The organism is Pseudomonas fluorescens, assembly GCF_902498065.1.
Classification (GTDB): Bacteria; Pseudomonadota; Gammaproteobacteria; order Pseudomonadales; family Pseudomonadaceae; genus Aquipseudomonas; species Aquipseudomonas fluorescens_BJ.
Map to the genome: position 1 here is coordinate 97,461 of NZ_CABVIR010000004.1, position 24,775 is coordinate 122,235.

A 24,775-nucleotide genomic window follows, 5' to 3' on the forward strand; every position below is an offset into this window, starting at 1 on the left:
GGGAGAGGACTGAATGAGCAATGACGGCGTGAATGCAGGCCGGCGTCGCTTCTTGGTAGCAGCCACATCCGTGGTGGGTGCTGCAGGAGCGGTGGGGGCTGCGGTCCCGTTCGTGGGGTCATGGTTTCCCAGTGCCAAGGCGAAAGCCGCAGGTGCACCGGTGAAAGTGAATGTCAGCAAAATCGAGCCAGGTCAGCAGATGATTGCTGAGTGGCGCGGTCAGCCGGTGTTCATTGTCCGCCGTACCGAGGAAATCCTGGGGAATCTGAAAAAGATCGAGGGCCAGCTGTCTGACCCGACCTCCAAGAACTCGACACAACCGACCTATGTCGATCCGGAAACGCGTTCGATCAAGCCAGAGGTTCTGCTGCTGATCGGTATCTGTACGCACCTGGGTTGCTCGCCAACCTTCCGTCCCGAAGTGGCACCTGCTGATCTGGGCAAGGACTGGGTAGGCGGTTATTTCTGCCCATGCCACGGTTCCCATTACGATCTGGCTGGCCGTGTCTACAAGTCGCAACCTGCGCCTTTGAACCTGCCAGTTCCCCCGCATTCCTATGAGACCGATGAGATCATTGTCATCGGCGTCGATACGGAGAAAGCGTGATGAGCAAGTTCATGGATTGGGTTGATGCGCGCTTTCCCGCAACCAAAATGTGGGAAGACCATCTCAGCAAGTACTACGCCCCGAAGAACTTCAACTTCTTCTATTTCTTTGGCTCCCTGGCACTGCTCGTTCTGGTCAACCAGATCGTTACCGGTGTCTGGCTGACCATGAGCTACACCCCGTCGGCGGAAGAAGCCTTTGCCTCCGTCGAATACATCATGCGCGACGTCGAGTACGGCTCGATCCTGCGTATGTTGCACGCCGTCGGCGCTTCGATGTTCTTTATCGTGGTGTATCTGCACATGTTCCGTGGCTTGCTCTACGGTTCGTACCAGAAGCCGCGTGAGCTGGTGTGGGTCTTCGGCATGCTGATTTACCTGGCGCTGATGGCTGAGGCCTTCATGGGTTATCTGCTGCCGTGGGGCCAGATGTCCTACTGGGGCGCCCAGGTGATTATCTCGCTGTTCGGTGCGATCCCGGTCATCGGTAACGACCTGACCCAGTGGATCCGTGGTGACTACCTGATTTCCGGTATCACCCTGAACCGCTTCTTTGCCCTGCACGTTGTTGCCCTGCCGATCGTGATTCTCGGTCTGGTGGTGCTGCACGTTCTGGCGTTGCACGAAGTCGGTTCGAACAACCCTGACGGCGTCGACATCAAGAAACACAAAGACGAAAACGGCGTACCGCTGGACGGCATTGCCTTCCACCCGTACTACACCGTGAAAGATATCGTCGGCGTGGTGGTGTTCCTGTTTATCTTCTGCTCGATCGTGTTCTTCTTCCCGGAAATGGGCGGCTACTTCCTCGAGAAGCCGAACTTTGAAGTGGCGAACGCCTTCAAGACCCCTGAGCACATCGCTCCGGTCTGGTACTTCACACCGTTCTACGCGATTCTGCGGGCGGTTCCGGACAAGCTCCTGGGCGTTATCGCCATGGGCGCAGCCATCGCTGTGCTGTTCGTCCTGCCGTGGCTGGATCGCAGCCCCGTCAAGTCGATGCGCTACAAAGGCTGGCTGAGCAAAATCTGGCTGGTGGTGTTCTGCGTCTCGTTCGTGATCCTCGGCATTCTGGGTGTTCTGGCTCCGACGCCGGGTCGTACGCTGCTGTCGCAGGTATGCACCTTCCTGTACTTCGCCTACTTCATTCTGATGCCGTTCTACACCAGGCTCGAGAAGACCAAACCGGTTCCGGAAAGGGTGACTGGCTGATGAAAAAGCTATTTGCTGTACTGATTCTTGCTGCCATGCCTGTCCTGTCCTTCGCGGCTGAACACGGTGGTCCCGAGCTGGAAAAGGTCGACATCGACGTTTCCGACAAGGCCGCCATGCAAGACGGCGCGCGTACATTCGCCAACTACTGCATGGGCTGCCACAGCGCCAAGTTCCAACGCTACGAGCGTGTTGCCGACGATCTGGGTATTCCTCACGATCTGATGTTGTCGAAGCTGGTGTTCACCGGCGCCAAGATTGGCGACCACATGAGCATCGGCATGCAGCCGGCTGACGCCAAGACCTGGTTCGGTGCTGCACCGCCCGACCTGACCCTGGTGGCTCGTGTTCGCGGTACGGACTGGCTCTACGGTTACCTGAAGTCGTTCTACGAAGACCCGTCGCGTCCTTGGGGCGTGAACAACAAGGTCTTCCCGAACGTGGGCATGCCGAACGTCCTGGTGGGCCTGCAAGGTCGTCAGGTCGTCGGTTGCAAACAGGTCCAGATCGTCGAAGATGGCAAGAAGCAATATGATCCGCTGACCGGTACCGCGCTGACTCATGAAGCGTGCGATCAGCTGACCATTGTGCCGAAGAGCGGTGCTCTGACCGAAGAGCAGTTCGATGAGAAGGTCAAGAATCTGGTAACCTTCCTCGCTTACTCGGCTAACCCGGTTAAGCTGGAGCATCAGCGCATCGGTACCTATGTGTTGCTGTACCTGGCGTTCTTCTTCGTATTCGCTTACTTGCTCAAGCGTGAATACTGGAAAGACGTCCATTGATAAAGCTGTAAGCAATTGCTGTTAATCGCACGCGCCCAGGGGCGTCTCTGAAGGTGTAACGAGTCTGGCAAGCCAGGCGTTACGGGAGACGTCCTCTGGGCGCGTGCGTTTTTCCGCTTCCGATAATTTCAACAAGCGAGGAGGACCGCCATGGGCGTGACCAATCGGTTGGCCTGTTACTCCGACCCCGCCGACCACTATTCCCACCGAGTGCGCATCGTACTTGCAGAGAAGGGTGTCAGCGCCGAGATCATTTACGTGGAAGCTGGTCGCCAGCCGCCTAAACTGATTGAGGTGAACCCTTACGGAAGCCTGCCCACCCTGGTCGATCGTGACCTGGCGTTGTGGGAGTCGACCGTGGTGATGGAATATCTGGATGAGCGTTACCCGCACCCGCCTTTGCTGCCGGTTTATCCAGTGGCGCGTGCCAACAGTCGTCTGCTGATTCATCGTATTCAGCGTGACTGGTGTGGTCTGGTGGATCTGATCCTGGATTCGCGGACCAAGGAAGCCGCCCGTGTCGTCGCTCGTAAAGAGCTGCGCGAAAGCCTGACTGGCGTGTCGCCGTTGTTCGCTGACAAGCCGTTTTTCCTCAGCGAGGATCAAAGTCTGGTGGATTGCTGCCTATTGCCAATACTCTGGCGCTTGCCGATTCTAGGTATTGAACTGCCGCGGCCTGCCAAGCCGCTGCTTGATTATATGGAGCGCTCGTTTGCGCGTGAGGCTTTCCAGGCGAGTCTGTCTGGTGTCGAACGCGATATGCGCTAAGGCTTAAGGAGCCGCTATGAACTCCAGTCGACCTTATCTGGTCCGCGCGCTCTACGAGTGGATTGTGGACAACGATTGCACCCCGCACATGTTGGTCAATTCCGAGTATCCGTCGGTGCAGGTGCCTCAAGGTTTTGCCAGTGACGGACAGATTGTCCTGAATGTTTCGCCGGCCGCCGTGCGTCATTTGCACATGGATAACGAAGCGGTCAGCTTCGAAGGGCGCTTCGGTGGCGTGCCGCACACCCTGTACGTGCCTATCGCTTCGATCCTGGGTATTTACGCCCGAGAGAACGGCCAGGGCATGGTGTTCGATCTGGAATCGCCTATGGAAGACGAGGACGAGATCGAGCCGGATGATGATCTTCCTCCACCCGACAGTGAGCCGCCGCGTCCAAGTGGTCGGCCTAGTTTGAAAGTGGTGAAGTAATAAAAAAGGCGATCCGAAAGGATCGCCTTTTTTATTGCTGTAGTAGCCAGCTTGCTGCGGGCGGCGTTCCGGCGATGGCGACCTCAGAGATGCCATTGCCGGTCAGCAAGTGTCAGTCGATGTACTCAAACAGCTTCACAATCTTCTGTACGCCGGAAACGCCCTGCACCAGATTGGTCGCCTGAGCGGCTTCCTGCTTGGTTAACAGACCCAGCAAATAGACGATGCCGTTTTCGGTGACGACCTTGATGCGCGAGCCCGGAATGTTCGGATCGGTGAGCATCTGGGTCTTGATCTTGGAAGTCAGCCAAGTGTCGTTCTGGCGGGCAAGAAATCCGGAGGGCGGCAGCACCTGCAGTTCGTTGTGCACCGTCTTCACGCGCTGGACGGCGGCGGCGGCCTGTTCGGCCTTGGCTTTCAGGTCTGCGCGAGGGGTTTGGCCGGCGAGCAGCACGACACCGTTGAAGCTGGTGACGACGATGTGCGAATCGTTGTCCAGGGCTGGATCGGCCTTGGCGATGTTCACGCCGACCTTGGTGTCGATCAGAGAGTCGTCGATCTTGCTGCCTAAGGTGCGCGTGCCGCGGTCATCATCGATTGGTGCTTCACGGCTGGCGTTAACCACCGAGGTGCAGCCGCTGATGCCGAGGCACAGGGTCAAGGCCAGAAGGCCTAGGCGATTAGGGGTCATTCTTCACTCCCGAACAGTTGGCTGTCGATCAAGTCGCAAAGGCAGTGGATCGCCAGCAGGTGGACTTCCTGAATACGTGCGGTGACGTTGGCCGGTACGCGAATCTCGACGTCCTCGGGCAATAGCAGCGAGGCCATGCCGCCGCCATCGCGACCCGTCAATGCTACGACAATCATTTCGCGATCATGTGCGGCCTGGATCGCTTGAATAATGTTCGCCGAGTTACCGCTGGTGGAAATCGCCAGCAGTACGTCGCCTGGCTGGCCGAGCGCGCGGATCTGCTTGGAGAAGATTTCGTTGTAGCTGTAGTCGTTGGCGATCGAGGTGATTGTCGAGCTGTCGGTGGTCAGCGCGATGGCCGGCAGGCTCGGACGCTCGCGTTCGAAGCGATTCAGCAGCTCGGACGAGAAGTGCTGGGCATCGCCAGCGGAACCGCCGTTGCCGCAGGAAAGCATTTTGCCTTCGTTGAGCAGGGCGTTGACCATCACTTGGCTGGCTTGCTCGATGTGCGGTGCAAGTACGTCCATCGCCATTTGCTTGGTGTCGATACTGGCCTGAAAAAGCTGGCGAATTCGGGATTGCATGTCCATCTGTGTGACCTTAATTAGCGCGGCTACTTGGCACATGAATGTGCAGCCCGCAAAGCAAAGAGCAAAATTGTTGGGTGAAAGTGCCCGGTTCGGGACGCACGCGATCAGCTGTCGAAGGCATTCTGCAGCCAGTTCAACTGATCGAGGTTGCTGTCGATGGCAACCACGTCGAAACGGCAAGGGGAATTGGCCCAACGCGACTCGCGCTGAAGAAAATACTGCGCGGCAAAAATCAGTTTCTGCCGTTTGCGCTCATCGATGCTATCGAGCGCGCCACCCCATTGAGTGTTTTTTCTGTAGCGAACTTCAACGAATACTACTGTATCGCCATCAAGCATGACCAGATCAAGCTCGCCGCGTTTACACAACCAGTTCTGCGCCAGCAGGCGCAGACCTTGTTGTTGCAGATGCTCGAGCGCGTGGCGCTCGGCATCTTTACCGCTTTGCTGGCGTGACCTGTCAGGCATCAGCGCGGGGTGTCCGGCAGGCGTTGAACCTGACCGCTGACGAACTGCGCCCAGGGCAACTGACGCACGACGCGCTGGTTCTGAGTCATGCCCAAGCTACCCGATTGACCCTCGATGCGGCTGTCCGGCAGTGCCTTGAGTTGTCCCAGGCGCGGAGCCAGGCGGTAGGCATCGACGCCCATCGCATACAAACGACCCAGGCTGCCGGCGGCTTGTGGCCATTGTGCAGTCACTTGCTTGCGCAGTGGGTCGTTGGCATCCAGCAACCATGGGGTTTCGCAGAAGCGAATGCCGTTCATGTCGTTGTACTGATTCACGTCGCCGCTGGCACTGAATACGTGGGACGTGGCGTAAACCGGCACATCGCCCGCGTACTGGAAGTTCAGGGTCGGTTTGATCTGCTGGGCCTGCTGAGGTGTTGCGGCCAGGAAAATGAACTCGATGTCCTGGCGGCGCGAAGGCTGGGCAGCGACCTGCGAGCCGACAGTGCTTTGCAGGCTCTTGGCGCGGCCTTCGCTCTGGCGCAGCTGGAACATGTCGGCGATCTGCTGGGCCAGTTGCACTGGCTGATCAACGCGTTCGGTGGCAACGATGCTGCCGCCGTTGGCTTGCCAATCCTGGCTGAACGCCCTGAGTACGCGGTCGCCCCATTCGCCTTTCGGCACCATGATCGCGGCGCGATGCAGGCCATCGGCGCGAGCGCGACGGGACACTTCACGGGCTTCGTCTTCAGCAGCAAGACCGAACTGGAACAGCTGGGCCGGTCCTTGTTCGCCTTCGCTGTAGTTCAGCGCCAGGGTCGTGATCGGTAACTGCGGACGAGTGCTGAGCTGTTTGACCAGCGGTTTTTCCAGCGGACCGACAACCAATTGCACGCCATCGGCCTGGGCCTTGCGATAGAACTCGTCCATCGATGTCAGGCGCGAGCTGTCATAGAATTCGATGGCGGGCGGCTTCTGACCGGCCTGTTGAGCCTGGTAGTGCGCCGCCATGAAACCTTCACGAAGCGCTTTGCCGACCGATGCCAGCGGGCCGTCTTGCGGCAGCAGCAGGGCGATCTTGCTCAGAGGCTGGCTGGCCAGTTCCTTGAGTTTGGTCAGTGGCAGCGGCAGTTGAATGGCCGCCGGGTGTTTAGGATTCTGGGCGCGCCAGTTGTCGATCGCGGCTTGTTGCTGCTCAAGCGTACCGGCGGTTTTAACTGCCAGCGCCAGGCCTATCCAGCCGCCGAGGTCATCGTTGGTGGTCGGTTGCAATTGGTCGGTTGGCAGCGAAGCGATCAGGGTCCAGATCGCTTCGTGGTTTTTGCCTGCCGCTTCATCGCTTAGCATCGGCGCGATGAAAATACGCTCCCGTGCTGCGGCGAGGGTCTGGCCATCGGCCTCAAGGGCGCGGGCATGCACGGTGCCGGTGCGAACCTGTTGCTCGACAGGCAATTCACCCAGGCGTTGCAGGCTCGGATGGCTCAGTGCGGTCAGTGCTGCTTTCGGCTGATTGCGCACCATGGCCAGTTCGGCTGCCAGCGTGCTGGCGAATACCTGTTGGCCGGGCTTGAGTTGCTCGACCGGCACTTGTTGCAGGATTTGCGCGGACTGGCCGGCATTGCCCTGGCGATAAGCGAGGTCGGCCGCACTCAGGCGAAACAGCGCGGCTTGTTCCGGCGTTTTGCTTTTGGCGGCCTGATCGAGCAATTGCTCGATACTGGCATCCGGGGTCCGTGGAAGTTCGCCAAGGCTGGAAGAGGGCGAGCTGGCGCAAGCCGCCAGCAAGGCAGCGAGGCAGAGGGCAGTGAACAGCCGCAGGCAAGCGATCATGTAGTGTTCCTGATACTCGATCAAATTAGCGTGGAATTGTACCCAAGCACTGGCCGGGGCGCGATGTTACTGGCGTGAATCGATCAATTTAGCTCGTATAAATGTTGCAGCGAGACATCGGAACCTGAAAAACCCGGGATTGCTTGCACGTATCGCAAGCGTCGCTACGCGCTACAATGGCGGCTTTTACCGATCATGAGGTGTGCGCTTTGACTGCTCCAGGTGCTTTGAATTCCGCTGCTGGCTCGCTATATGTGGTGGCGACGCCCATCGGCAACCTGGACGACATCAGTGCGCGCGCGCTGAAAATCCTGCGCGAGGTGGCATTGATTGCCGCCGAGGACACCCGTCACTCCCAACGGTTGATGCAGCACTTCGGCATCCCCACGCCGCTGGCGGCCTGTCATGAGCATAACGAACGGGATGAAGGTAGTCGCTTTATTACCCGCCTGCTCGCCGGCGACGATGTCGCGCTGATCTCCGACGCCGGGACGCCGCTGATCTCCGATCCGGGTTATCACCTGGTGCGCCAGGCTCGCGCGGCGGGGATCAATGTAGTGCCGGTCCCGGGCGCCTGTGCATTGATCGCGGCGCTGTCGGCGGCGGGTTTGCCGTCGGATCGTTTTATCTTCGAAGGCTTCCTGCCGGCCAAGGCTGTCGGTCGTCGGGCTCGCCTGGAATTGGTCAAGGAAGAACCGCGCACGCTTATTTTCTACGAAGCTCCGCACCGCATCCTGGAATGCCTGCAAGACATGGAATTGGTCTTCGGCGGGGAGCGCCCGGCGTTGCTGGCGCGGGAACTGACCAAAACTTTTGAAACATTGAAAGGCCTGCCATTGGCCGAGCTGCGCGAGTTCGTCGAGTCGGACAGCAATCAGCAGCGCGGCGAGTGCGTGGTGTTGGTGGCGGGCTGGTCCGCCCCTGAGACTGAAGATGCCGTCAGCAGTGAAGCGATGCGCATCCTTAATCTGTTGCTCGAAGAAATGCCGCTCAAGCGTGCTGCAGCATTGGCGGCGCAAATTACCGGTGAGCGCAAGAATGTCCTGTATCAGGTCGCGTTGGATAAGCAGAAGGGTGAGTAAAACCCGACGTGCAGGAGTGGCTGAAGGCGTTTAACGCTTGTTCTTCGGCCGCTCTGCCGTTAACCTTCGCGGCGGAGAGTCGATCGGACAGTCGCTGCCCTCTATGAAAATTAGGGGGGGGAGGAAAGTCCGGGCTCCATAGGGCGAAGTGCCAGGTAATGCCTGGGAGGCGTGAGCCTACGGAAAGTGCCACAGAAAATAACCGCCTAAGCGCTTCGGCGCCGGTAAGGGTGAAAAGGTGCGGTAAGAGCGCACCGCACGTCTGGCAACAGTTCGTGGCTAGGTAAACCCCACTTGGAGCAAGACCAAATAGGGTCCCAAGGCGTGGCCCGCGCTGGGACCGGGTAGGTTGCTAAAGATGTCCAGTGATGGCCATCGTAGACGAATGACTGTTCAAGACAGAACCCGGCTTACAGATCGACTCTCCACCTTTTTTCCCTCCCTGTTCGAATCGTTGAGCAGGGCGCTCGTAGTGGCAATTTCCCTCCTGCACAATCAATCGCATAACCTCTTTTGTAATACCGAAAAAATCTTACTCTTAACAAACTACTTTAACTTCTGAATGCAGCCTTCTGTGCTGATTCAAGTTATTGAGCAGATTCATCCGCCAGATTGCCGTTACCCCTCCCGATACGCTCCTAAATCTCAGTTCTGTAAGGGTTTTCCTTTAATCCGCGCCTTGACGGTGCGGTGGCCGCATTCCTATAGTGTGCGCAAGTGGCGAAAAGTGGCACGAAGTGGGTTTTTTGAACGCAAAACGCTAATATTTGGAGAAACGCTGACGTGTTTCGCGGAGCTAACGCTATCAGTCTCGACGCAAAGGGCCGTCTCGCCATGCCGAGCCGGTACCGTGACGAGCTCGTTTCGCGTAGTTCCGGTCAGTTAATCGTCACAATTGATGCCGTTGATCCGTGTTTGTGTGTTTACCCCCTCGATGAGTGGGAAATTATTGAAACCAAACTGCGTGCACTGCCTTCGCTTCGCGAAGAGAACCGCCGTCTGCAACGTTTATTGATTGGTAATGCCGTCGACCTCGAACTCGATGGCAGTGGTCGTTTTCTGGTTCCGCCGCGTCTTCGCGAATATGCCAAGTTGGATAAGCGCGCGATGTTGGTAGGCCAACTGAACAAGTTCCAATTGTGGGACGAGGATGCCTGGGATGCGGTTTCTGCCGCTGACCTGGCTGCTATTCAACAACCGGGCGCCATGCCTGATGAACTGCGTGATTTGATCCTGTGACTATTGATAGCGGCTTTAACCACATCACCGTACTGCTTGACGAAGCCGTCGAGGCTCTCGCCGTACGTCCTGATGGCTGCTATCTGGACGGCACGTTCGGACGCGGCGGGCATAGCCGGCTGATCCTCAGTCAGCTCGGTCCCGAGGGTCGGTTGCTGGGATTCGACAAGGATCCTCAAGCGATTGCCACCGGGCAGACGCTAGCGGCCGAAGACGGCCGCTTTGTCGTTGTGCAGCGAAGCTTTGCCGAGCTCGGATCGGAAGTCGCCGAACGCGGTCTGGCCGGCAAGGTCAGCGGCGTTTTGCTCGACCTGGGCGTATCCTCGCCGCAGCTCGACGACCCTGAGCGCGGCTTCAGTTTCCTCAACGATGGTCCGCTGGATATGCGCATGGACCCGTCCCGCGGGATCAGCGCTGCCGAATTCGTCAACACCGCGCCAGTGGAAGAAATCGCCCGGGTGTTCAAGGAATACGGCGAAGAACGTTTCTCCGGCCGCATGGCTCGTGCCGTGGCCGAGCGTCGCGACATCAAGCCGTTCGAGCGCACCGGCGATCTGGCTGAAGTCCTGAAAGTCGCCAACCCGGCGTGGGAAAAGGGCAAGAACCCGGCGACCCGTGCTTTCCAGGGTCTGCGTATTCACGTCAACAACGAATTGGGCGATCTGGAAGCCGGTCTCGAAGCCGCGCTGGAATCCCTGGAAATCGGTGGCCGTCTGGTGGTCATCAGTTTCCATTCGCTGGAAGACCGCATCGTCAAACTGTTCATGCGCAAACTGGTGAAAGGCGAAGCCGACAACCTGCCGCGCAACCTGCCGGTCCGTCACGTCGCTTTCGAACCGAAAATCAAAATCCATGGCAAAGCGCAGTCCGCCTCCGAGGCCGAACTCAAAGCCAACCCACGTTCCCGTAGCGCCGTCATGCGCGTCGCGGAGAAGCTGCGGTGAGCAAGCTTTTCGCCAAGCCACTGCCCGGCGGAAGCTTTTTCATGCTGCTGCTGTTTGTTGCCGTGCTCGTGTCGGCCATCGGCGTGTCGTACAGCGCCCACTGGAACCGTCAACTGTTGAACTCGTTGTACAGCGAGTTGAGCGTGCGCGACAAGGCGCAGGCGGAATGGGGGCGGTTGATTCTCGAACAGAGCACCTGGACCGCGCACAGCCGTATCGAAGTGCTGGCCACCGAACAACTGAAGATGCGTATTCCTGGCGCCGCTGAAGTGCAGATGGTGGCGCCATGATGAAACTCGAAGGCGCACTCTTTCCATGGCGGTTTCGCCTGGTGGTCGGCTTGCTCGGCGTCATGGTCGCAGCAATTTGCTGGCGCATCATTGACCTGCAAGTGGTCGACCGTGCCTTCCTGAAAGGCCAGGGCGACGCGCGCAGCGTTCGTCACATTCCGATTCCGGCTCACCGTGGTCTGATCACCGACCGTAACGGCGAGCCTTTGGCTGTCAGTACCCCGGTCACCACGCTGTGGGCCAACGCCAAGGAAATGCAACTGGCCAAAGAGAAGTGGCCAGCATTGGCGGCCGCATTGGGTCAGGATCCGAAAGCCCTGGCCGAACGTCTCGAAGCCCAGGCCAACAAAGAATTTATCTATCTGGTGCGCGGGCTGACGCCTGAGCAAGGCCAGTCCGTGCTCGACCTGAAAGTGCCAGGTGTTTACGGCATCGAAGAATTCCGCCGTTTCTACCCGGCCGGTGAAGTGACAGCGCATATGGTCGGTTTTACCGACATCGATGACCACGGTCGTGAAGGTGTCGAACTGGCCTATGACGAATGGCTCGCGGGTGTCGCCGGCAAGCGGCAAGTTATCAAGGACCGGCGCGGTCGACTTATCAAAGATGTTCAGGTGACAAAAAACGCCAAGGCCGGCAAGCCCTTGGCGTTGTCCATTGACCTGCGTCTGCAATACCTGGCCAACCGCGAACTGCGCAACGCGATCATCGAGAACGGCGCCAAGGCCGGCAGCCTGGTGATCATGGACGTGAAGACCGGCGAGATCCTCGCCATGGTCAACCAGCCGACCTATAACCCGAACAATCGTCGCAACCTGCAACCGGCGATGATGCGTAACCGCGCGATGATCGACGTGTTCGAACCGGGTTCGACCATGAAAGCGATCTCCATGAGCGCCGCGATCGAAACCGGCCGCTGGAAACCGACCGATACCGTCGAGGTGTATCCAGGCACCTTGCAGATTGGCAAGTACACCATCAAGGACGTATCCAAGAGTGAAGGTCCGGTACTCGACCTGACCGGCATCCTGATCAACTCCAGTAACGTCGGCATGAGCAAGGTTGCGTTCGATATCGGCGGCGAAACCATTTTCCGTCTGGCACAGAAAGTCGGCCTCGGCCAGGACACCGGCCTCGGCTTCCCGGGCGAACGCGTGGGCAACCTGCCGAACTACCGCGAGTGGCGCAAGGCTGAAACCGCCACGCTTTCTTACGGCTACGGCATTTCCGTGACTGCGATCCAGCTGGTCCACGCCTTCTCGGCCCTGGCCAACAACGGTCGCCTCGCGCCGCTGACCCTGATCAAGACCGACAAGGCGCCGCAAACCACGCAAGTGCTCCCGGAAGCTGTCGCCAAGACCATGCAAACCATGCTGCAACAGGTGATCGAAGCGCCGCGCGGTGTATTCCGTGCGCAAGTGCCGGCCTATCACGTGGGCGGCAAGTCGGGTACCGCGCGTAAAACGTCGGTCGGCACCAAAGGCTATGCCGAGAACTCCTACCGCTCGCTGTTCGCAGGCTTTGGCCCGATGAGCGATCCGCGATACGCCATCGTAGTGGTGATCGATGAGCCGACCAAAGCCGGCTACTTCGGTGGACTGGTCTCGGCGCCGGTGTTCAGCAAAGTGATGTCCGGGACCTTGCGCCTGATGAACATCACGCCGGACAACCTGCCACCCGTGCAACAAGCCAACGCAACACCGGTCGTTCCGCTGAAAGCCAATGGAGGGCGCGGCTGATGTCTCTGAGTCTGAACAAGATTTTCGCCCACGCCGGCCGCGATCTGTTGATCCGCGAACTGACGCTGGACAGCCGTAACGTACGGGCTGGCGATCTGTTTCTTGCTGTCCCTGGCGGCAAGTTCGACGGTCGCGCGCACATTGCCGACGCCTTGCAGCGCGGTGCTGCGGCCGTGGCGTATGAAGTCGAAGGCGCAACTGTACTGCCAATCACCGACGTACCACTGATTCCGGTCAAAGGCCTGGCGGCGCAGCTGTCCGATATCGCCGGGCGTTTCTACGGTGAACCGAGCCGCCACCTGAACCTGGTCGGCGTGACCGGCACCAACGGCAAAACCAGCGTGACCCAATTGGTTGCTCAAGCACTGGATTTGCTCGGCCAGCATTGCGGCATTGTCGGCACCCTGGGCACCGGATTCTACGGCGCGCTGGAAAGTGGCCTGCACACCACGCCGAACCCGATCGCCGTGCAAGCGACCCTCGCCGACCTGAAAAAGGCCGGCGCCAAAGCCGTGGCCATGGAAGTTTCTTCCCACGGTCTGGATCAAGGCCGCGTGACTGCATTGGCGTTTGATGTGGCGGTGATGACCAACCTTTCCCGCGATCATCTGGATTACCACGGGACCATGCAGGCCTACGGCGAAGCCAAGGCCAAGCTGTTTGCCTGGAACGATTTGAAATGCCGGGTGGTGAACCTCGACGACGATTTCGGCCGGCAACTGGCTGCTGAAAAACGTGAGTCGCGGCTGATCACCTACAGCCTGCTCGACAGCAACGCCTACCTGTTTTGCCGCGAAGCGCAGTTCGACGACGAAGGCGTGCGCGCCACGTTGGTCACGCCACAGGGCGAACATCATCTGCGCAGCACCTTGCTCGGTCGCTTCAACCTGAGCAACGTCCTGGCAGCGGTCGGCGCCCTGCTCGGTCTGGACTATGCGCTGGACGAAATCCTCAAGGTCCTGCCAAAACTCGAAGGCCCGGCCGGACGCATGCAGCGTCTCGGCGGCGGAACCCAGCCATTGGTGGTGGTCGATTACGCCCACACCCCGGATGCGCTGGAGAAAGTATTGATGGCCCTGCGGCCACACGCGAAAGGTCGCTTGCTGTGTCTGTTCGGTTGCGGCGGCGATCGCGATCGCGGCAAACGTCCGCTGATGGCTGAAGTGGTCGAGCGTCTCGCTGACGGCGTGCTGGTAACCGATGACAATCCGCGCACCGAAGACCCGGCAGTGATTTTTGATGACATCCGCGCCGGGTTCACCAACGCGGATAACGTCACGTTCGTCGCCGGGCGTGGTCAGGCTATTGCGCAGTTGATCGCCAGTGCTTCGGTGGATGACGTGATTGTCCTGGCCGGTAAAGGCCACGAGGACTATCAGGAAATCAACGGCCAGCGCCATGACTTCTCGGATCTGGTCGAGGCTGATCATGCCTTGACCGCGTGGGAGGTGGCTCATGCTTAAGAACCTGAAACTGAGCGAACTGACCAGCGCACTGAATGGCCGTTTGATCGCCGCCGATGCCATGTTCGATGGCGTCAGCATCGACAGCCGTGCGATCAAATCGGGCCAACTGTTTATTGCGTTGACCGGCCCTCGATTCGACGGTCATGACTATTTGAACGACGTGGCGAACAAAGGCGCCGTGGCTGCCCTGGTCGAACGCGAAGTGCCCGACAGTGCGCTGCCGCAATTGCTGGTCAAGGACACACGTCAGGCCCTTGGGCAACTGGGTGCGATGAACCGTGCGGCGTTCACTCATCCTGTCGCCGCCATCACCGGTTCCAGCGGCAAGACCACGGTCAAGGAAATGCTCGCGAGCATCCTGCGCACGCGCGGCCCGGTGTTGGCGACCCGTGGCAACCTGAACAATGACCTCGGCGTGCCGCTGACCTTGCTTGAACTCGCGCCCGAACACACTGCGGCAGTGATCGAACTGGGGGCTTCGCGCCTTGGCGAAATTGCCTACACCGTCGGGATGACCAAGCCCCACGTGGCTGTGCTCAACAACGCCGGGACCGCCCACGTTGGCGAATTCGGCGGGCCGGAAAAAATCGTTGAAGCCAAAGGCGAGATCATTGAAGGGCTGGCGGCCGATGGCATTGCCGTGCTCAATCTTGACGACAAGGCGTTCGATATCTGGAAGACCCGCGCCGCTGGTCGCAAAGTGCTGACCTTCGCCCTGAGCAACGTCAGCGCCGATTTCTACGCCAGCGATCTGGATCGCGACGCGCGTGGCTGCCCGGCGTTCAATCTGCACAGTCCTGAAGGTGTGGAGCGCGTTCAACTGAACCTGCTCGGCACCCATAACGTCGCCAATGCCATGGCCGCCGCTGCTGCCGCGCATGCCTTGGGCGTGTCGCTGTTCGGCATCGCCACCGGCCTCGGCGCGGTGCAGCCGGTCAAGGGCCGCACCGTCGCGCAACTGGCCAGCAATGGCATGCGCGTGATCGATGACACTTACAACGCGAACCCCACCTCCATGTGCGCCGCCGTTGATATACTCGCCGGCTTTTCCGGTCGCACCGTTCTGGTGCTCGGGGATATCGGCGAGTTGGGCGAGTGGGCGGAGCAGGGGCACCGCGATGTGGGCGAATACGCCCGGGGCAAGGTTTCCGCGCTTTACGCGGTCGGGCCATTGATGGCTCACGCCGTAAATGCTTTTGGCGAGCAGGCTTATCACTTCACCACTCAGGCTGAATTGATCAAGGCCCTCGGCGCCGAGCAAGACACAAACACCACCATTTTGATCAAGGGTTCGCGCAGCGCTGCGATGGAAAACATCGTCGCCGCTTTGTGCGGGTCCAGTCTGGAGAAACATTAATGCTGCTGCTGCTAGCGGAGTATCTGCAACAGTTCTACAAAGGCTTCGCGGTCTTTCAGTACCTGACCCTGCGCGGGATTCTCGGTGTGCTGACCGCGCTGGTTTTGTCGCTGTGCTTCGGCCCGTGGATGATCCGCACGTTGCAGAATCGTCAGATCGGCCAGTCCGTTCGTAACGACGGTCCGCAATCGCACCTGTCCAAATCCGGCACCCCGACCATGGGCGGTGCGCTGATCCTGTCGTCCATCGGCGTCAGCACCTTGCTCTGGGCTGACCTGAGCAACCGCTATGTGTGGACCGTGTTGCTGGTCACGCTGCTGTTCGGTGCCATCGGCTGGGTCGATGACTATCGCAAGGTGATCGAGAAAAACTCGAAAGGCTTGCCAAGCCGCTGGAAGTATTTCTGGCAGTCGGTGTTTGGCCTCGCTGCGGCGATCTTCCTTTATAAGACCGCTGCGACCCCGGTCGAAACCACCCTGATCCTGCCGATGCTCAAGGACTACAGCATTCCGCTGGGTGCCGGCTTCATCGTCCTGACCTATTTCGTGATCGTCGGCTCGAGCAATGCGGTCAACCTGACCGACGGCCTCGACGGCCTGGCGATCATGCCGACCGTGATGGTCGGCGGTGGCCTGGGGATTTTCTGCTACCTGTCGGGTAACGTGAAATTCGCCGAATACCTGCTGATCCCGTACGTACCCGGCGCCGGTGAGCTGATCGTGTTCTGCGGTGCATTGATCGGTGCGGGCCTCGGGTTCCTCTGGTTCAACACCTACCCGGCACAAGTCTTCATGGGCGACGTCGGCGCGCTGGCGCTGGGCGCGGCCCTGGGCACCATCGCGGTGATCGTCCGTCAGGAAATCGTCCTGTTCATCATGGGCGGCGTATTCGTAATGGAGACCCTGTCAGTCGTCATTCAGGTTGCCTCCTTCAAACTGACCGGTCGCCGTGTGTTCCGCATGGCGCCGATTCACCACCACTTTGAACTCAAGGGCTGGCCCGAGCCGCGCGTGATCGTCCGTTTCTGGATCATCACCGTGATTCTCGTGTTGGTCGGCCTTGCCACCCTGAAGCTGAGGTAGAACGAGTGTCTCTGATCGCTTCTGACCACTTCCGCATCGTTGTCGGCCTCGGCAAGAGCGGCATGTCCCTGGTTCGCTTCCTGGCGAACCGGGGCACGTCGTTTGCCGTGGCCGATACGCGGGAAAATCCACCGGAACTGGCCACGCTCAAGCGTGACTATCCGCACGTGGAAGTGCGTTGTGGCGAGCTGGACGTCGAATTCCTGTGCCGTGCCGACGAGCTCTACGTGAGCCCCGGTCTGGCGCTGGCGACCCCGGCCCTGCAGGCCGCCGCCGCCCGTGGCGTGAAATTGTCCGGCGACATCGAGTTGTTCGCGCGCAACGCGAAGGCGCCGATTGTTGCCATCAGCGGTTCCAACGCGAAAAGCACCGTGACCACGCTGGTGGGCGAGATGGCGGCTGCGGCCGGCAAACGCGTCGCTGTCGGCGGCAACCTCGGTACGCCGGCGCTGGACCTGCTTCGCGATGACGTCGAGTTGTACGTGATGGAACTGTCGAGCTTCCAGCTCGAAACCACCGATCACCTCGGCGCCGAAGTGGCGACCGTGCTCAACGTCAGCGAAGACCACATGGACCGCTACAGCGGTCTGCCGGCCTATCACCTGGCCAAGCACCGGATCTTCCGTGGCGCCAAACAGTTTGTGGTCAATCGTCAGGACGCCCTGACCCGTCCATTGATTGGCGAAGGCCAGCCTTGCTGGACCTTCGGTTTGGACAAACCCGATTTCAAGGCCTTTGGTATCCGGGAAGAGGACGGTGAGAAATACCTGGCCTTCGAATTCCAGAACCTGATGCCGGTGCGCGAGTTGAAAATTCGCGGCGCCCACAATCAGTCCAACGCCTTGGCGGCACTGGCCCTGGGGCACGCGGTCGGCCTGCCGTTCGACGCCATGCTGTCGAGCCTGCGCACGTTCGCCGGTCTCGAACATCGCTGCCAGTGGGTCCGTGACCTGGACGGTGTGAGCTACTACAACGATTCCAAAGCCACCAACGTTGGCGCCGCACTCGCCGCCATCGAAGGGCTAGGCGCGGACATCGACGGCAAGGTCGTGCTGATCGCCGGTGGCGACGGCAAGGGCGCCGAGTTCAATGATCTGCGTGATCCGGTGGCGGCCAACTGCCGCGCCGTGATCCTGATGGGCCGTGATTCCGACAAGATCGGTGAAGCCATTGGCGACGCGGTGCCGCTGATCCGCGCCGCTTCGCTGGTCGAAGCGGTGGAGCAATGCCGCGCTGCTGCGCAACCGGGCGACGTGGTGCTGTTGTCGCCGGCCTGCGCCAGTTTCGACATGTTCAAGAATTACGAAGACCGTGGTCACCAGTTCGTCCAAGCCGTGGAGGATCTGGCATGAGCCTGCTCAACATCATCAAGCCGTATCCTTCGCCGCTCATCACCGGGCGCGGCATCGACCTCGACTTTCCGATGCTCGTCGGATGCCTGGCCTTGATCGGCCTCGGACTGGTCATGATTGCCTCTGCTTCAACTGAAGTGGCGGCCTTGCAGTCGGGCAGCGCGCTGTATTACATGATTCGCCACCTGATCTACGTGGTGCTGGGCCTGGCTGCCTGCATTGTCACCATGATGATTCCGATCGCCACCTGGCAACGCCTGGGCTGGCTGATGCTGATTGGTGCGTTCGGTTTGCTGGTGATGGTGATCATTCCGGGGATCGGCCGTGAAGTGAACGGTTCGATGCGCTGGATCGGTTTCAGTTTCTTCAACGTTCAGCCTTCCGAGATCGCCAAAGTGTTCGTGGTGATCTACCTCGCCGGTTATCTGGTGCGTCGCCAGAAAGAAGTGCGTGAAAGCTGGATGGGTTTCTTCAAGCCGTTCATCGTGCTGCTGCCGATGGCGGGGCTGTTGCTGATGGAGCCGGACTTCGGTGCCACCGTCGTGATGATGGGGGCGGCTGCGGCGATGCTGTTTCTCGGCGGGGTCGGGCTGTTCCGGTTCTCCTTGATGGTGGTTCTGGCGGTCGCGGCGGTGGTGTTGTTGATTCAGGTGCAGCCATACCGGATGGCGCGTCTGACGAACTTTGCCGACCCTTGGGCTGACCAGTTCGGTGCCGGTTATCAGTTGTCGCAGGCATTGATCGCGTTTGGTCGCGGTGAGTGGCTCGGCGTAGGCCTGGGCAACAGCGTGCAGAAACAGTTCTACCTGCCGGAAGCCCACACCGACTTCGTGTTCTCGGTTCTGGCCGAAGAACTGGGTGCCGTGGGTTCCTTGTGCACCGTGGCGCTGTTCGTGTTTGTCTGTATTCGCGGCATGTACATCGGTTATTGGGCCGAGAAGGCCAAGCAATTCTTCGCCGCTTATATCGCGTACGGCTTGTCATTCCTGTGGATTGGTCAGTTCCTGATCAACATCGGGGTGAACGTCGGCCTGCTGCCAACCAAAGGCCTGACCCTGCCGTTCCTCAGTTATGGCGGTAGCTCGTTGGTGATCTGCTGTGCCTGTCTCGGATTGTTGCTGCGCATTGAGTGGGAGAGTCGAACCCATCTGGGCAGTGAGGAGATGGAGTTCCATGAGAGCGACTTCGCCGAGGAGCCGACCCATGGGCGCTAACGTATTGATTATGGCGGGCGGCACCGGCGGCCACGTGTTTCCGGCGCTGGCTTGCGCTCGCGAGTTCCAGGCCCGCGGTTACACCGTGCATTGGCTTGGCACTCCGCGTGGTATCGAGAATGACCTGGTGCCGATGGCCGGCATCGAGCTGCACCGGATCAACGCCAGCGGTTTGCGCGGCAAGGGCAAATTGTCCCTGCTCAAGGCGCCGTTGATGTTGCTCAAATCCGTCTGGCAGGCGCGGGCGATCATTCGCCAGCTTCAGCCGGTTTGCGTGGTCGGCTTCGGTGGTTATGTGACCGGTCCTGGCGGCGTTGCAGCCAAACTGGCCGGCGTGCCGGTGATCGTTCACGAACAGAACGCCGTGGCCGGTACCGCCAATCGGTTGCTGGTGCCGTTGGCCGCCCGAGTCTGTGAAGCGTTCCCCGACACCTTTACCCTGTCGGACAGCCGACGGACCACCGGTAACCCGGTGCGCACCGAGCTGTTCCTCGACACCCCGCGACCAGCCCTGGCCGGTCGCAAGGCGCGTTTGCTGATCCTGGGCGGAAGCCTGGGCGCAGAACCGTTGAACAAGTTGCTGCCTGAAGCCCTGTCGCACGTCGCCCCCGACCTGCGCCCGGACGTGTTCCATCAGGCCGGCAAAAACCACGATGAAGTGACTGCAGAGCGCTATCGCGCGGCTGGCGTCGAGGCGCAAGTGCAGCCTTTCATCAAAGACATGGCCCACGCCTATGGCTGGGCCGACCTGGTGGTGTGCCGCGCAGGCGCGCTGACCATCAGTGAACTGGCCGCCGCCGGTCTGCCCTCGATGCTGGTGCCTTTGCCCCACGCGATCGACGATCACCAGACCCGCAACGCCGATTATTTGGCCCGTGAAGGCGCTGCCTTCCTGATGCCGCAAAGAACGACTGGCGCAGCGGATCTAGCCGCACGCCTGACAGAGGTCCTGATGCAACCACAACGACTCACCGACATGGCCACCGCGGCACGTCGCCTGGCCAAACCCGATGCGACCCGTAACGTGGTCGATACCTGCCTGGAGGTGGCCCATGGTTGAGAATCAGAAAGCCATGCCACAACCGGAAATGCGCCGCATCCGTCGCATCCACTTCGTCGGTATCGGCGGCGTGGGCATGTGCGGGATCGCCGAAGTGTTGCTGAACCTGGGCTATGAAGTGTCCGGTTCCGACCTGAAAGCTTCGCCGGTCACCGAGCGTCTCGAATCATTTGGCGCCCAGATCTTTATCGGCCACCGTGCCGAGAACGCTGCCGCCGCCGACGTGTTGGTGGTGTCGAGCGCCGTGAACACCTCCAACCCGGAAGTCGCCACCGCGCTTGAGCGCCGTATTCCGGTGGTGCCGCGTGCCGAGATGCTGGCTGAACTGATGCGCTATCGCCACGGCATCGCCGTTGCCGGTACGCACGGCAAAACCACCACCACCAGCCTGATCGCTTCGGTGTTCGCCGCCGGTGGCCTTGATCCGACGTTCGTCATCGGTGGCCGCCTGAATGCCGCGGGCACCAATGCCCAGCTCGGCACCAGCCGCTACCTGATCGCCGAAGCCGATGAAAGCGACGCCAGTTTCCTGCACTTGCAACCGCTGGTGGCCGTGGTCACCAACATCGACGCCGATCACATGGCGACCTACGACGGTGACTTCAATAAACTGAAGAAAACCTTCGTCGAGTTCCTGCACAACCTGCCGTTCTACGGTCTGGCGGTGGTGTGCCTGGACGACCCGGTCGTGCGTGAAATCCTTCCACAGGTCAAACGTCCGGCCGTCACCTACGGCTTCGGTGATGACTGCGACGTGCGCGCGATCAATGTGCGCCAGCAGGGCATGCAGACCTTCTTCACCGTGCTGCGTCCTGATCGCGAACCGCTGGATGTCTCGGTGAACATGCCGGGCAACCACAACGTGCTGAATGCGCTGGCCACCATCTGCATCGCCACTGACGAAGGCGTCAGCGACGAAGCCATCGTCCAGGGCCTGTCCGGGTTCCAGGGTGTCGGCCGACGCTTCCAGGTCTATGGCGAACTGCCGGTCGAAGACGGCAGCGTGATGCTGGTCGACGATTACGGTCACCACCCGACCGAAGTGGCCGCGGTGATCAAGGCCGTGCGCGGTGGCTGGCCGGAGCGCCGTCTGGTGATGGTTTACCAGCCGCACCGTTACAGCCGCACCCGCGACCTGTACGACGATTTCGTCAATGTACTGGCCGACGCCAACGTGCTGTTGCTGATGGAGGTGTACCCGGCGGGCGAAGAGCCGATTCCGGGTGCGGACAGCCGCAAGCTGTGCAACAGCATCCGTCAGCGTGGCCAGCTCGACCCGATCTACATCGAGCGCGGTGTCGACCTTGCGCCGGTGGTCAAGCCGCTGCTGCGTGCCGGCGACATTCTGCTGTGCCAGGGCGCCGGTGATATCGGCGGTCTTGCACCGAAACTGTTGAACAGTCCGTTGTTCGCTGGCGCTGTTGCCGCGCCAAGCGTGGGGAAGTTGAAATGATTGCTGCTTACGCCAACCTCGTCTCCACGATCGCGCCGAAAGATTTCGGCCGCGTCGCCGTGATGTTCGGCGGCAAGAGTGCCGAGCGTGAGGTGTCCCTGAAGTCGGGCAACGCCGTTCTCGACGCGCTGCTAAGCGCTGGTGTGGATGCGTTCGGCCTCGACGTGGGCGATGACCTGTTGCAGCGTTTGCTCAACGAAAAAATCGACCGCGCCTTTATCATTCTCCACGGCCGTGGCGGTGAAGACGGCAGCATGCAAGGCCTGCTGGAATGCCTGGGCATTCCTTACACCGGCAGCGGCATTCTGGCCTCGGCACTGGCCATGGACAAGCTGCGCACCAAACAGGTCTGGCACAGCCTCGGCATTCCTACGCCACGCCACGCGGTACTGAGTTCCGAGGCTGATTGTATTTCGGCGGCGACGGAACTGGGCTTCCCTTTGATCGTCAAACCGGCCCATGAAGGTTCAAGTATCGGGATGGCCAAAGTGACGTCCGCGCCCGAGTTGATTGAAGCGTGGAAAGCGGCCAGTACCTACGATTCGCAAGTGTTGGTCGAGCAATGGATTCAAGGTCCGGAGTTCACCATCGCCACCCTGCGTGACCAGGTGTTGCCACCGATTGCCCTGGGCACGACGCACAGTTTCTACGACTACGACGCCAAGTACGTGGCTTCCGATACCCAGTACCGGATTCCGTGTGGCCTGGACAGCACCAAGGAAAAAGAACTGATGGACCTCACGGCGAAAGCCTGTGAGGCGCTGGGTATCGCCGGTTGGGGCAGGGCTGACGTGATGCAGGACGCCGACGGGCAGTTCTGGTTCCTCGAAGTCAACACCGCACCGGGCATGACCGATCACAGTTTGGTCCCGATGGCGGCCCGTGCCGCCGGTCTGGATTTCCAGCAATTGGTCCTGGCGATCCTGGCCGCCAGTGTTGAGGTTCGAGGGTAAGACCATGCAAGGCGCACAGCTAAGACATCAGCCCCCTCCAGCACCCGGCCGCAAGCCGGTGCCGCGGGGTGCCAGCCGAATGGTGGCGAAAGAGCCGATGTCTGCGCGCCTGCCGAAAGCCAATTTTGGTTTTCTCAAAGCGTTGTTCTGGCCGGTGATGTTGGTGGCAGTGGGGTTCGGTACTTACGAAGGCGCGCAGCGTTTGTTGCCGTACGCCGACCGGCCGATCACCAAGGTCGCAGTGCAGGGCGACCTGAGCTACATCAGCCAGCAAGCGGTGCAGCAGCGGATCGCCCCGTATGTGGCGTCGAGCTTCTTCACCATCGACCTGGCGAGCATGCGCACCGAGCTGGAACAGATGCCATGGATTGCCCACGCCGAAGTGCGTCGGGTGTGGCCGGATCAAGTGGTGATCCGCCTGGAAGAACAACTGCCGGTGGCCCGTTGGGGCGATGAGTCGCTGTTGAACAACCAGGGCCAGGCGTTCACCCCGCGTGAGCTGGCGAACTACGAACACTTGCCACAGCTGTTCGGCCCACAACGGGCTCAGCAGCAAGTGATGCAGCAATACCAGGTGCTGAGCCAGATGCTCAGGCCGTTGGGCTTCTCGATTGCACGCCTGGAGTTGCGTGAACGGGGCAGCTGGTTCCTGACCACCGGTGCCGGCAGTGCGGGCCCGGGGATCGAACTGCTGCTGGGCCGCGGCAACCTGGTGGAAAAGATGCGCCGCTTCATTGCCATCTACGACAAGACGCTTAAAGAACAGATTACGAACATTGCGCGCATCGATCTGCGCTACGCCAACGGCCTCGCTGTTGGCTGGCGGGAACCTGTAGCGCCCACGACAGCCCAACCCGCTGTCGCGAAGAATTAAGAAGAGGCAGGACCCATGGCAAACGTGCAAAGCGGCAAAATGATCGTCGGTCTCGATATCGGCACCTCCAAGGTGGTGGCGCTGGTAGGCGAGGTCTCGGACGACGGCACGCTGGAAATCGTCGGGATCGGCACTCATCCGTCCCGCGGCCTGAAGAAAGGCGTGGTGGTGAACATCGAGTCCACCGTGCAGTCGATCCAGCGCGCAATCGAAGAAGCGCAGCTGATGGCCGGTTGCCGGATCCACTCGGCGTTCGTTGGCGTGGCCGGCAATCACATCCGCAGCCTGAACTCCCACGGCATCGTCGCGATTCGTGATCGCGAAGTCAGCTCCGCCGACCTTGAGCGCGTCCTCGACGCGGCCCAGGCCGTGGCGATCCCGGCTGACCAGCGTGTGTTGCACACCCTGCCGCAGGATTACGTGATCGATAACCAGGAAGGCGTTCGTGAACCTCTGGGCATGTCCGGCGTACGTCTGGAAGCCAAGGTCCACGTGGTCACCTGCGCCGTCAACGCCGCACAGAACATTGAAAAATGCGTGCGCCGCTGCGGTCTGGAAATCGACGACATCATTCTCGAGCAACTGGCGTCCGCCTACTCGGTATTGACCGACGACGAGAAAGAGCTGGGCGTGTGCCTGGTGGACATCGGCGGCGGCACCACCGACATCGCGATCTTCACCGAAGGCGCGATCCGGCACACCGCCGTGATCCCGATTGCGGGCGATCAGGTGACCAACGACATCGCCATGGCGTTGCGCACCCCGACCCAGTACGCCGAAGAAATCAAGATTCGCTACGCCTGCGCCCTGGCCAAACTGGCCGGTGCCGGTGAAACCATCAAGGTCCCGAGCGTGGGCGACCGTCCACCGCGCGAGCTGTCCCGCCAGGCCCTGGCCGAAGTGGTCGAGCCGCGTTACGACGAGCTGTTCACGCTGATCCAGGCCGAACTGCGTCGCAGCGGCTACGAAGACCTGATCCCGGCCGGCATCGTGCTGACCGGTGGTACGTCGAAGATGGAAGGCGCGGTCGAACTGGCCGAAGAGATTTTCCACATGCCGGTCCGCCTGGGGGTGCCGCATGGCGTCAAGGGCCTGGACGACGTGGTGCGCAACCCGATTTATTCCACCGGCGTCGGCCTGTTGATGTACGGCCTGCAGAAGCAGTCCGACGGGATTTCGTTCTCGGGCATCAGCAGCCGTGACAGCTACAGCAATGACGAACCGAAAGCCGCCTTGCTCGATCGCATCAAGAGCTGGGTACAAGGCAACTTCTGAAGAATTACCGCAGCACCGTTGTAGATACAGGTAGTAGG

At 60.3% G+C, this 24,775-nt stretch carries 24 protein-coding genes and 1 other RNA gene; 21 read left to right on the forward strand and 4 right to left on the reverse strand.

The window, feature by feature from the left end:
* The first annotated feature begins 13 nt into the window (after window positions 1-13).
* From petA to F8N43_RS16425, 5 genes are all read left to right on the forward strand, one after another.
* A complete protein-coding gene (petA, locus tag F8N43_RS16405) occupies window positions 14-607 on the forward strand; it encodes a ubiquinol-cytochrome c reductase iron-sulfur subunit (protein ID WP_150633468.1) in 594 nt (197 codons plus the stop codon).
* A complete protein-coding gene (locus tag F8N43_RS16410) occupies window positions 607-1,818 on the forward strand; it encodes a cytochrome b (RefSeq protein WP_083375773.1) in 1,212 nt (403 codons plus the stop codon). The genes petA and F8N43_RS16410 overlap by 1 nt, the downstream gene beginning before the upstream one ends.
* A complete protein-coding gene (locus F8N43_RS16415; protein ID WP_150633467.1) occupies window positions 1,818-2,600 on the forward strand; it encodes a cytochrome c1 in 783 nt (260 codons plus the stop codon). Before F8N43_RS16410 ends, F8N43_RS16415 begins: the two co-directional genes overlap by 1 nt.
* Window positions 2,601-2,750: 150 nt before the next feature.
* Entirely contained in the window at window positions 2,751-3,368 is a 618-nt protein-coding gene (locus F8N43_RS16420) for a glutathione S-transferase N-terminal domain-containing protein (RefSeq protein WP_150633466.1), read from the forward strand.
* A gap of 16 nt (window positions 3,369-3,384) precedes the next feature.
* Window positions 3,385-3,798, forward strand: a complete 414-nt coding sequence (locus F8N43_RS16425) for a ClpXP protease specificity-enhancing factor (protein WP_150633465.1) — start codon at window positions 3,385-3,387, stop codon at window positions 3,796-3,798.
* 112 nt (window positions 3,799-3,910) lie between these two features.
* Here the strand turns inward: F8N43_RS16425 and F8N43_RS16430 are convergent, their stop codons facing one another.
* From F8N43_RS16430 to F8N43_RS16445, 4 genes are all read right to left on the reverse strand, one after another.
* Window positions 3,911-4,489, reverse strand: a complete 579-nt coding sequence (locus F8N43_RS16430) for a BON domain-containing protein (RefSeq protein WP_008025960.1) — start codon at window positions 4,487-4,489, stop codon at window positions 3,911-3,913.
* Window positions 4,486-5,079 carry a phosphoheptose isomerase gene (locus F8N43_RS16435; RefSeq protein WP_008025961.1) on the reverse strand — a complete coding sequence of 198 codons (594 nt, stop codon included), beginning with the start codon at window positions 5,077-5,079 and terminating at the stop codon, window positions 4,486-4,488. Before F8N43_RS16435 ends, F8N43_RS16430 begins: the two co-directional genes overlap by 4 nt.
* Window positions 5,080-5,183: 104 nt before the next feature.
* Window positions 5,184-5,546 carry a YraN family protein gene (locus F8N43_RS16440; protein WP_019582357.1) on the reverse strand — a complete coding sequence of 121 codons (363 nt, stop codon included), beginning with the start codon at window positions 5,544-5,546 and terminating at the stop codon, window positions 5,184-5,186.
* On the reverse strand, window positions 5,546-7,357 hold the full coding sequence (locus tag F8N43_RS16445) for a penicillin-binding protein activator (RefSeq protein ID WP_150633464.1): 1,812 nt from the start codon (window positions 7,355-7,357) through the stop codon (window positions 5,546-5,548). The genes F8N43_RS16440 and F8N43_RS16445 overlap by 1 nt, the downstream gene beginning before the upstream one ends.
* A gap of 176 nt (window positions 7,358-7,533) precedes the next feature.
* Between F8N43_RS16445 and rsmI the strand changes: the two genes are divergently transcribed.
* The 16 genes from rsmI to ftsA all read left to right on the forward strand — a co-directional run bounded on the left by rsmI (window position 7,534) and on the right by ftsA (window position 24,737).
* Window positions 7,534-8,439 carry a 16S rRNA (cytidine(1402)-2'-O)-methyltransferase gene (gene rsmI, locus F8N43_RS16450; protein WP_161990822.1) on the forward strand — a complete coding sequence of 302 codons (906 nt, stop codon included), beginning with the start codon at window positions 7,534-7,536 and terminating at the stop codon, window positions 8,437-8,439.
* Window positions 8,440-8,514: 75 nt separating this feature from the next.
* An RNA gene (gene rnpB, locus F8N43_RS16455) (RNase P RNA component class A) lies at window positions 8,515-8,868 on the forward strand.
* A 354-nt stretch (window positions 8,869-9,222) separates the two neighbouring features.
* Window positions 9,223-9,678: a division/cell wall cluster transcriptional repressor MraZ gene (mraZ, locus tag F8N43_RS16460; protein ID WP_008147486.1), complete on the forward strand. Its 456-nt coding sequence runs from the start codon at window positions 9,223-9,225 to the stop codon at window positions 9,676-9,678.
* A complete protein-coding gene (gene rsmH / locus F8N43_RS16465; protein WP_008037287.1) occupies window positions 9,675-10,622 on the forward strand; it encodes a 16S rRNA (cytosine(1402)-N(4))-methyltransferase RsmH in 948 nt (315 codons plus the stop codon). Before mraZ ends, rsmH begins: the two co-directional genes overlap by 4 nt.
* A complete protein-coding gene (gene ftsL, locus F8N43_RS16470) occupies window positions 10,619-10,912 on the forward strand; it encodes a cell division protein FtsL (protein ID WP_150633463.1) in 294 nt (97 codons plus the stop codon). The genes rsmH and ftsL overlap by 4 nt, the downstream gene beginning before the upstream one ends.
* Window positions 10,912-12,651 carry a peptidoglycan D,D-transpeptidase FtsI family protein gene (locus F8N43_RS16475; protein ID WP_191623738.1) on the forward strand — a complete coding sequence of 580 codons (1,740 nt, stop codon included), beginning with the start codon at window positions 10,912-10,914 and terminating at the stop codon, window positions 12,649-12,651. The genes ftsL and F8N43_RS16475 overlap by 1 nt, the downstream gene beginning before the upstream one ends.
* Window positions 12,651-14,114, forward strand: coding sequence for a UDP-N-acetylmuramoyl-L-alanyl-D-glutamate--2,6-diaminopimelate ligase (locus F8N43_RS16480; RefSeq protein WP_150633461.1), 1,464 nt, complete (start codon window positions 12,651-12,653; stop codon window positions 14,112-14,114). The genes F8N43_RS16475 and F8N43_RS16480 overlap by 1 nt, the downstream gene beginning before the upstream one ends.
* Window positions 14,107-15,474 (forward strand): UDP-N-acetylmuramoyl-tripeptide--D-alanyl-D-alanine ligase, encoded by a 1,368-nt coding sequence (locus tag F8N43_RS16485; RefSeq protein ID WP_150633460.1) that lies wholly within the window; start codon window positions 14,107-14,109, stop codon window positions 15,472-15,474. Before F8N43_RS16480 ends, F8N43_RS16485 begins: the two co-directional genes overlap by 8 nt.
* A complete protein-coding gene (gene mraY / locus F8N43_RS16490; protein ID WP_150633459.1) occupies window positions 15,474-16,556 on the forward strand; it encodes a phospho-N-acetylmuramoyl-pentapeptide-transferase in 1,083 nt (360 codons plus the stop codon). Before F8N43_RS16485 ends, mraY begins: the two co-directional genes overlap by 1 nt.
* Before the next feature lie 5 nt (window positions 16,557-16,561).
* Entirely contained in the window at window positions 16,562-17,908 is a 1,347-nt protein-coding gene (murD, locus tag F8N43_RS16495; RefSeq protein WP_150654044.1) for a UDP-N-acetylmuramoyl-L-alanine--D-glutamate ligase, read from the forward strand.
* Window positions 17,905-19,122, forward strand: a complete 1,218-nt coding sequence (ftsW, locus tag F8N43_RS16500; protein WP_150633457.1) for a putative lipid II flippase FtsW — start codon at window positions 17,905-17,907, stop codon at window positions 19,120-19,122. Before murD ends, ftsW begins: the two co-directional genes overlap by 4 nt.
* Window positions 19,112-20,182, forward strand: a complete 1,071-nt coding sequence (gene murG / locus F8N43_RS16505) for an undecaprenyldiphospho-muramoylpentapeptide beta-N-acetylglucosaminyltransferase (protein ID WP_150633456.1) — start codon at window positions 19,112-19,114, stop codon at window positions 20,180-20,182. Before ftsW ends, murG begins: the two co-directional genes overlap by 11 nt.
* Window positions 20,175-21,635 carry a UDP-N-acetylmuramate--L-alanine ligase gene (gene murC, locus F8N43_RS16510; RefSeq protein ID WP_150633455.1) on the forward strand — a complete coding sequence of 487 codons (1,461 nt, stop codon included), beginning with the start codon at window positions 20,175-20,177 and terminating at the stop codon, window positions 21,633-21,635. The genes murG and murC overlap by 8 nt, the downstream gene beginning before the upstream one ends.
* The gene (locus F8N43_RS16515) at window positions 21,632-22,588 is read left to right on the forward strand and encodes a D-alanine--D-alanine ligase (RefSeq protein WP_150633454.1); all 957 of its coding nucleotides are present in this window, start codon (window positions 21,632-21,634) and stop codon (window positions 22,586-22,588) included. Before murC ends, F8N43_RS16515 begins: the two co-directional genes overlap by 4 nt.
* 4 nt (window positions 22,589-22,592) lie before the next feature.
* Window positions 22,593-23,462 (forward strand): cell division protein FtsQ/DivIB, encoded by an 870-nt coding sequence (locus tag F8N43_RS16520; RefSeq protein WP_150633453.1) that lies wholly within the window; start codon window positions 22,593-22,595, stop codon window positions 23,460-23,462.
* Window positions 23,463-23,477: 15 nt separating this feature from the next.
* Window positions 23,478-24,737, forward strand: coding sequence for a cell division protein FtsA (gene ftsA, locus F8N43_RS16525; RefSeq protein WP_008025987.1), 1,260 nt, complete (start codon window positions 23,478-23,480; stop codon window positions 24,735-24,737).
* Window positions 24,738-24,775 lie beyond the last annotated feature (38 nt).

Bases quoted from the DNA above. Each gene is read 5' to 3' on its own strand.
- murC (WP_150633455.1), top strand. From the start codon at position 20,175: ATGGTTGAGAATCAGAAAGCCATGCCACAACCGGAAATGCGCCGCATC.
- F8N43_RS16485 (WP_150633460.1), top strand. From the start codon at position 14,107: ATGCTTAAGAACCTGAAACTGAGCGAACTGACCAGCGCACTGAATGGC.
- F8N43_RS16430 (WP_008025960.1), bottom strand. From the start codon at position 4,489: ATGACCCCTAATCGCCTAGGCCTTCTGGCCTTGACCCTGTGCCTCGGC.
- F8N43_RS16425 (WP_150633465.1), top strand. From the start codon at position 3,385: ATGAACTCCAGTCGACCTTATCTGGTCCGCGCGCTCTACGAGTGGATT.
- F8N43_RS16435 (WP_008025961.1), bottom strand. From the start codon at position 5,079: ATGGACATGCAATCCCGAATTCGCCAGCTTTTTCAGGCCAGTATCGAC.
- mraY (WP_150633459.1), top strand. From the start codon at position 15,474: ATGCTGCTGCTGCTAGCGGAGTATCTGCAACAGTTCTACAAAGGCTTC.
- F8N43_RS16410 (WP_083375773.1), top strand. From the start codon at position 607: ATGAGCAAGTTCATGGATTGGGTTGATGCGCGCTTTCCCGCAACCAAA.
- F8N43_RS16415 (WP_150633467.1), top strand. From the start codon at position 1,818: ATGAAAAAGCTATTTGCTGTACTGATTCTTGCTGCCATGCCTGTCCTG.
- murG (WP_150633456.1), top strand. From the start codon at position 19,112: ATGGGCGCTAACGTATTGATTATGGCGGGCGGCACCGGCGGCCACGTG.
- F8N43_RS16475 (WP_191623738.1), top strand. From the start codon at position 10,912: ATGAAACTCGAAGGCGCACTCTTTCCATGGCGGTTTCGCCTGGTGGTC.
- F8N43_RS16480 (WP_150633461.1), top strand. From the start codon at position 12,651: ATGTCTCTGAGTCTGAACAAGATTTTCGCCCACGCCGGCCGCGATCTG.
- F8N43_RS16515 (WP_150633454.1), top strand. From the start codon at position 21,632: ATGATTGCTGCTTACGCCAACCTCGTCTCCACGATCGCGCCGAAAGAT.
- petA (WP_150633468.1), top strand. From the start codon at position 14: ATGAGCAATGACGGCGTGAATGCAGGCCGGCGTCGCTTCTTGGTAGCA.
- F8N43_RS16520 (WP_150633453.1), top strand. From the start codon at position 22,593: ATGCAAGGCGCACAGCTAAGACATCAGCCCCCTCCAGCACCCGGCCGC.
- F8N43_RS16445 (WP_150633464.1), bottom strand. From the start codon at position 7,357: ATGATCGCTTGCCTGCGGCTGTTCACTGCCCTCTGCCTCGCTGCCTTG.
- F8N43_RS16420 (WP_150633466.1), top strand. From the start codon at position 2,751: ATGGGCGTGACCAATCGGTTGGCCTGTTACTCCGACCCCGCCGACCAC.
- ftsA (WP_008025987.1), top strand. From the start codon at position 23,478: ATGGCAAACGTGCAAAGCGGCAAAATGATCGTCGGTCTCGATATCGGC.
- F8N43_RS16440 (WP_019582357.1), bottom strand. From the start codon at position 5,546: ATGCCTGACAGGTCACGCCAGCAAAGCGGTAAAGATGCCGAGCGCCAC.
- rsmI (WP_161990822.1), top strand. From the start codon at position 7,534: ATGGCGGCTTTTACCGATCATGAGGTGTGCGCTTTGACTGCTCCAGGT.
- ftsW (WP_150633457.1), top strand. From the start codon at position 17,905: ATGAGCCTGCTCAACATCATCAAGCCGTATCCTTCGCCGCTCATCACC.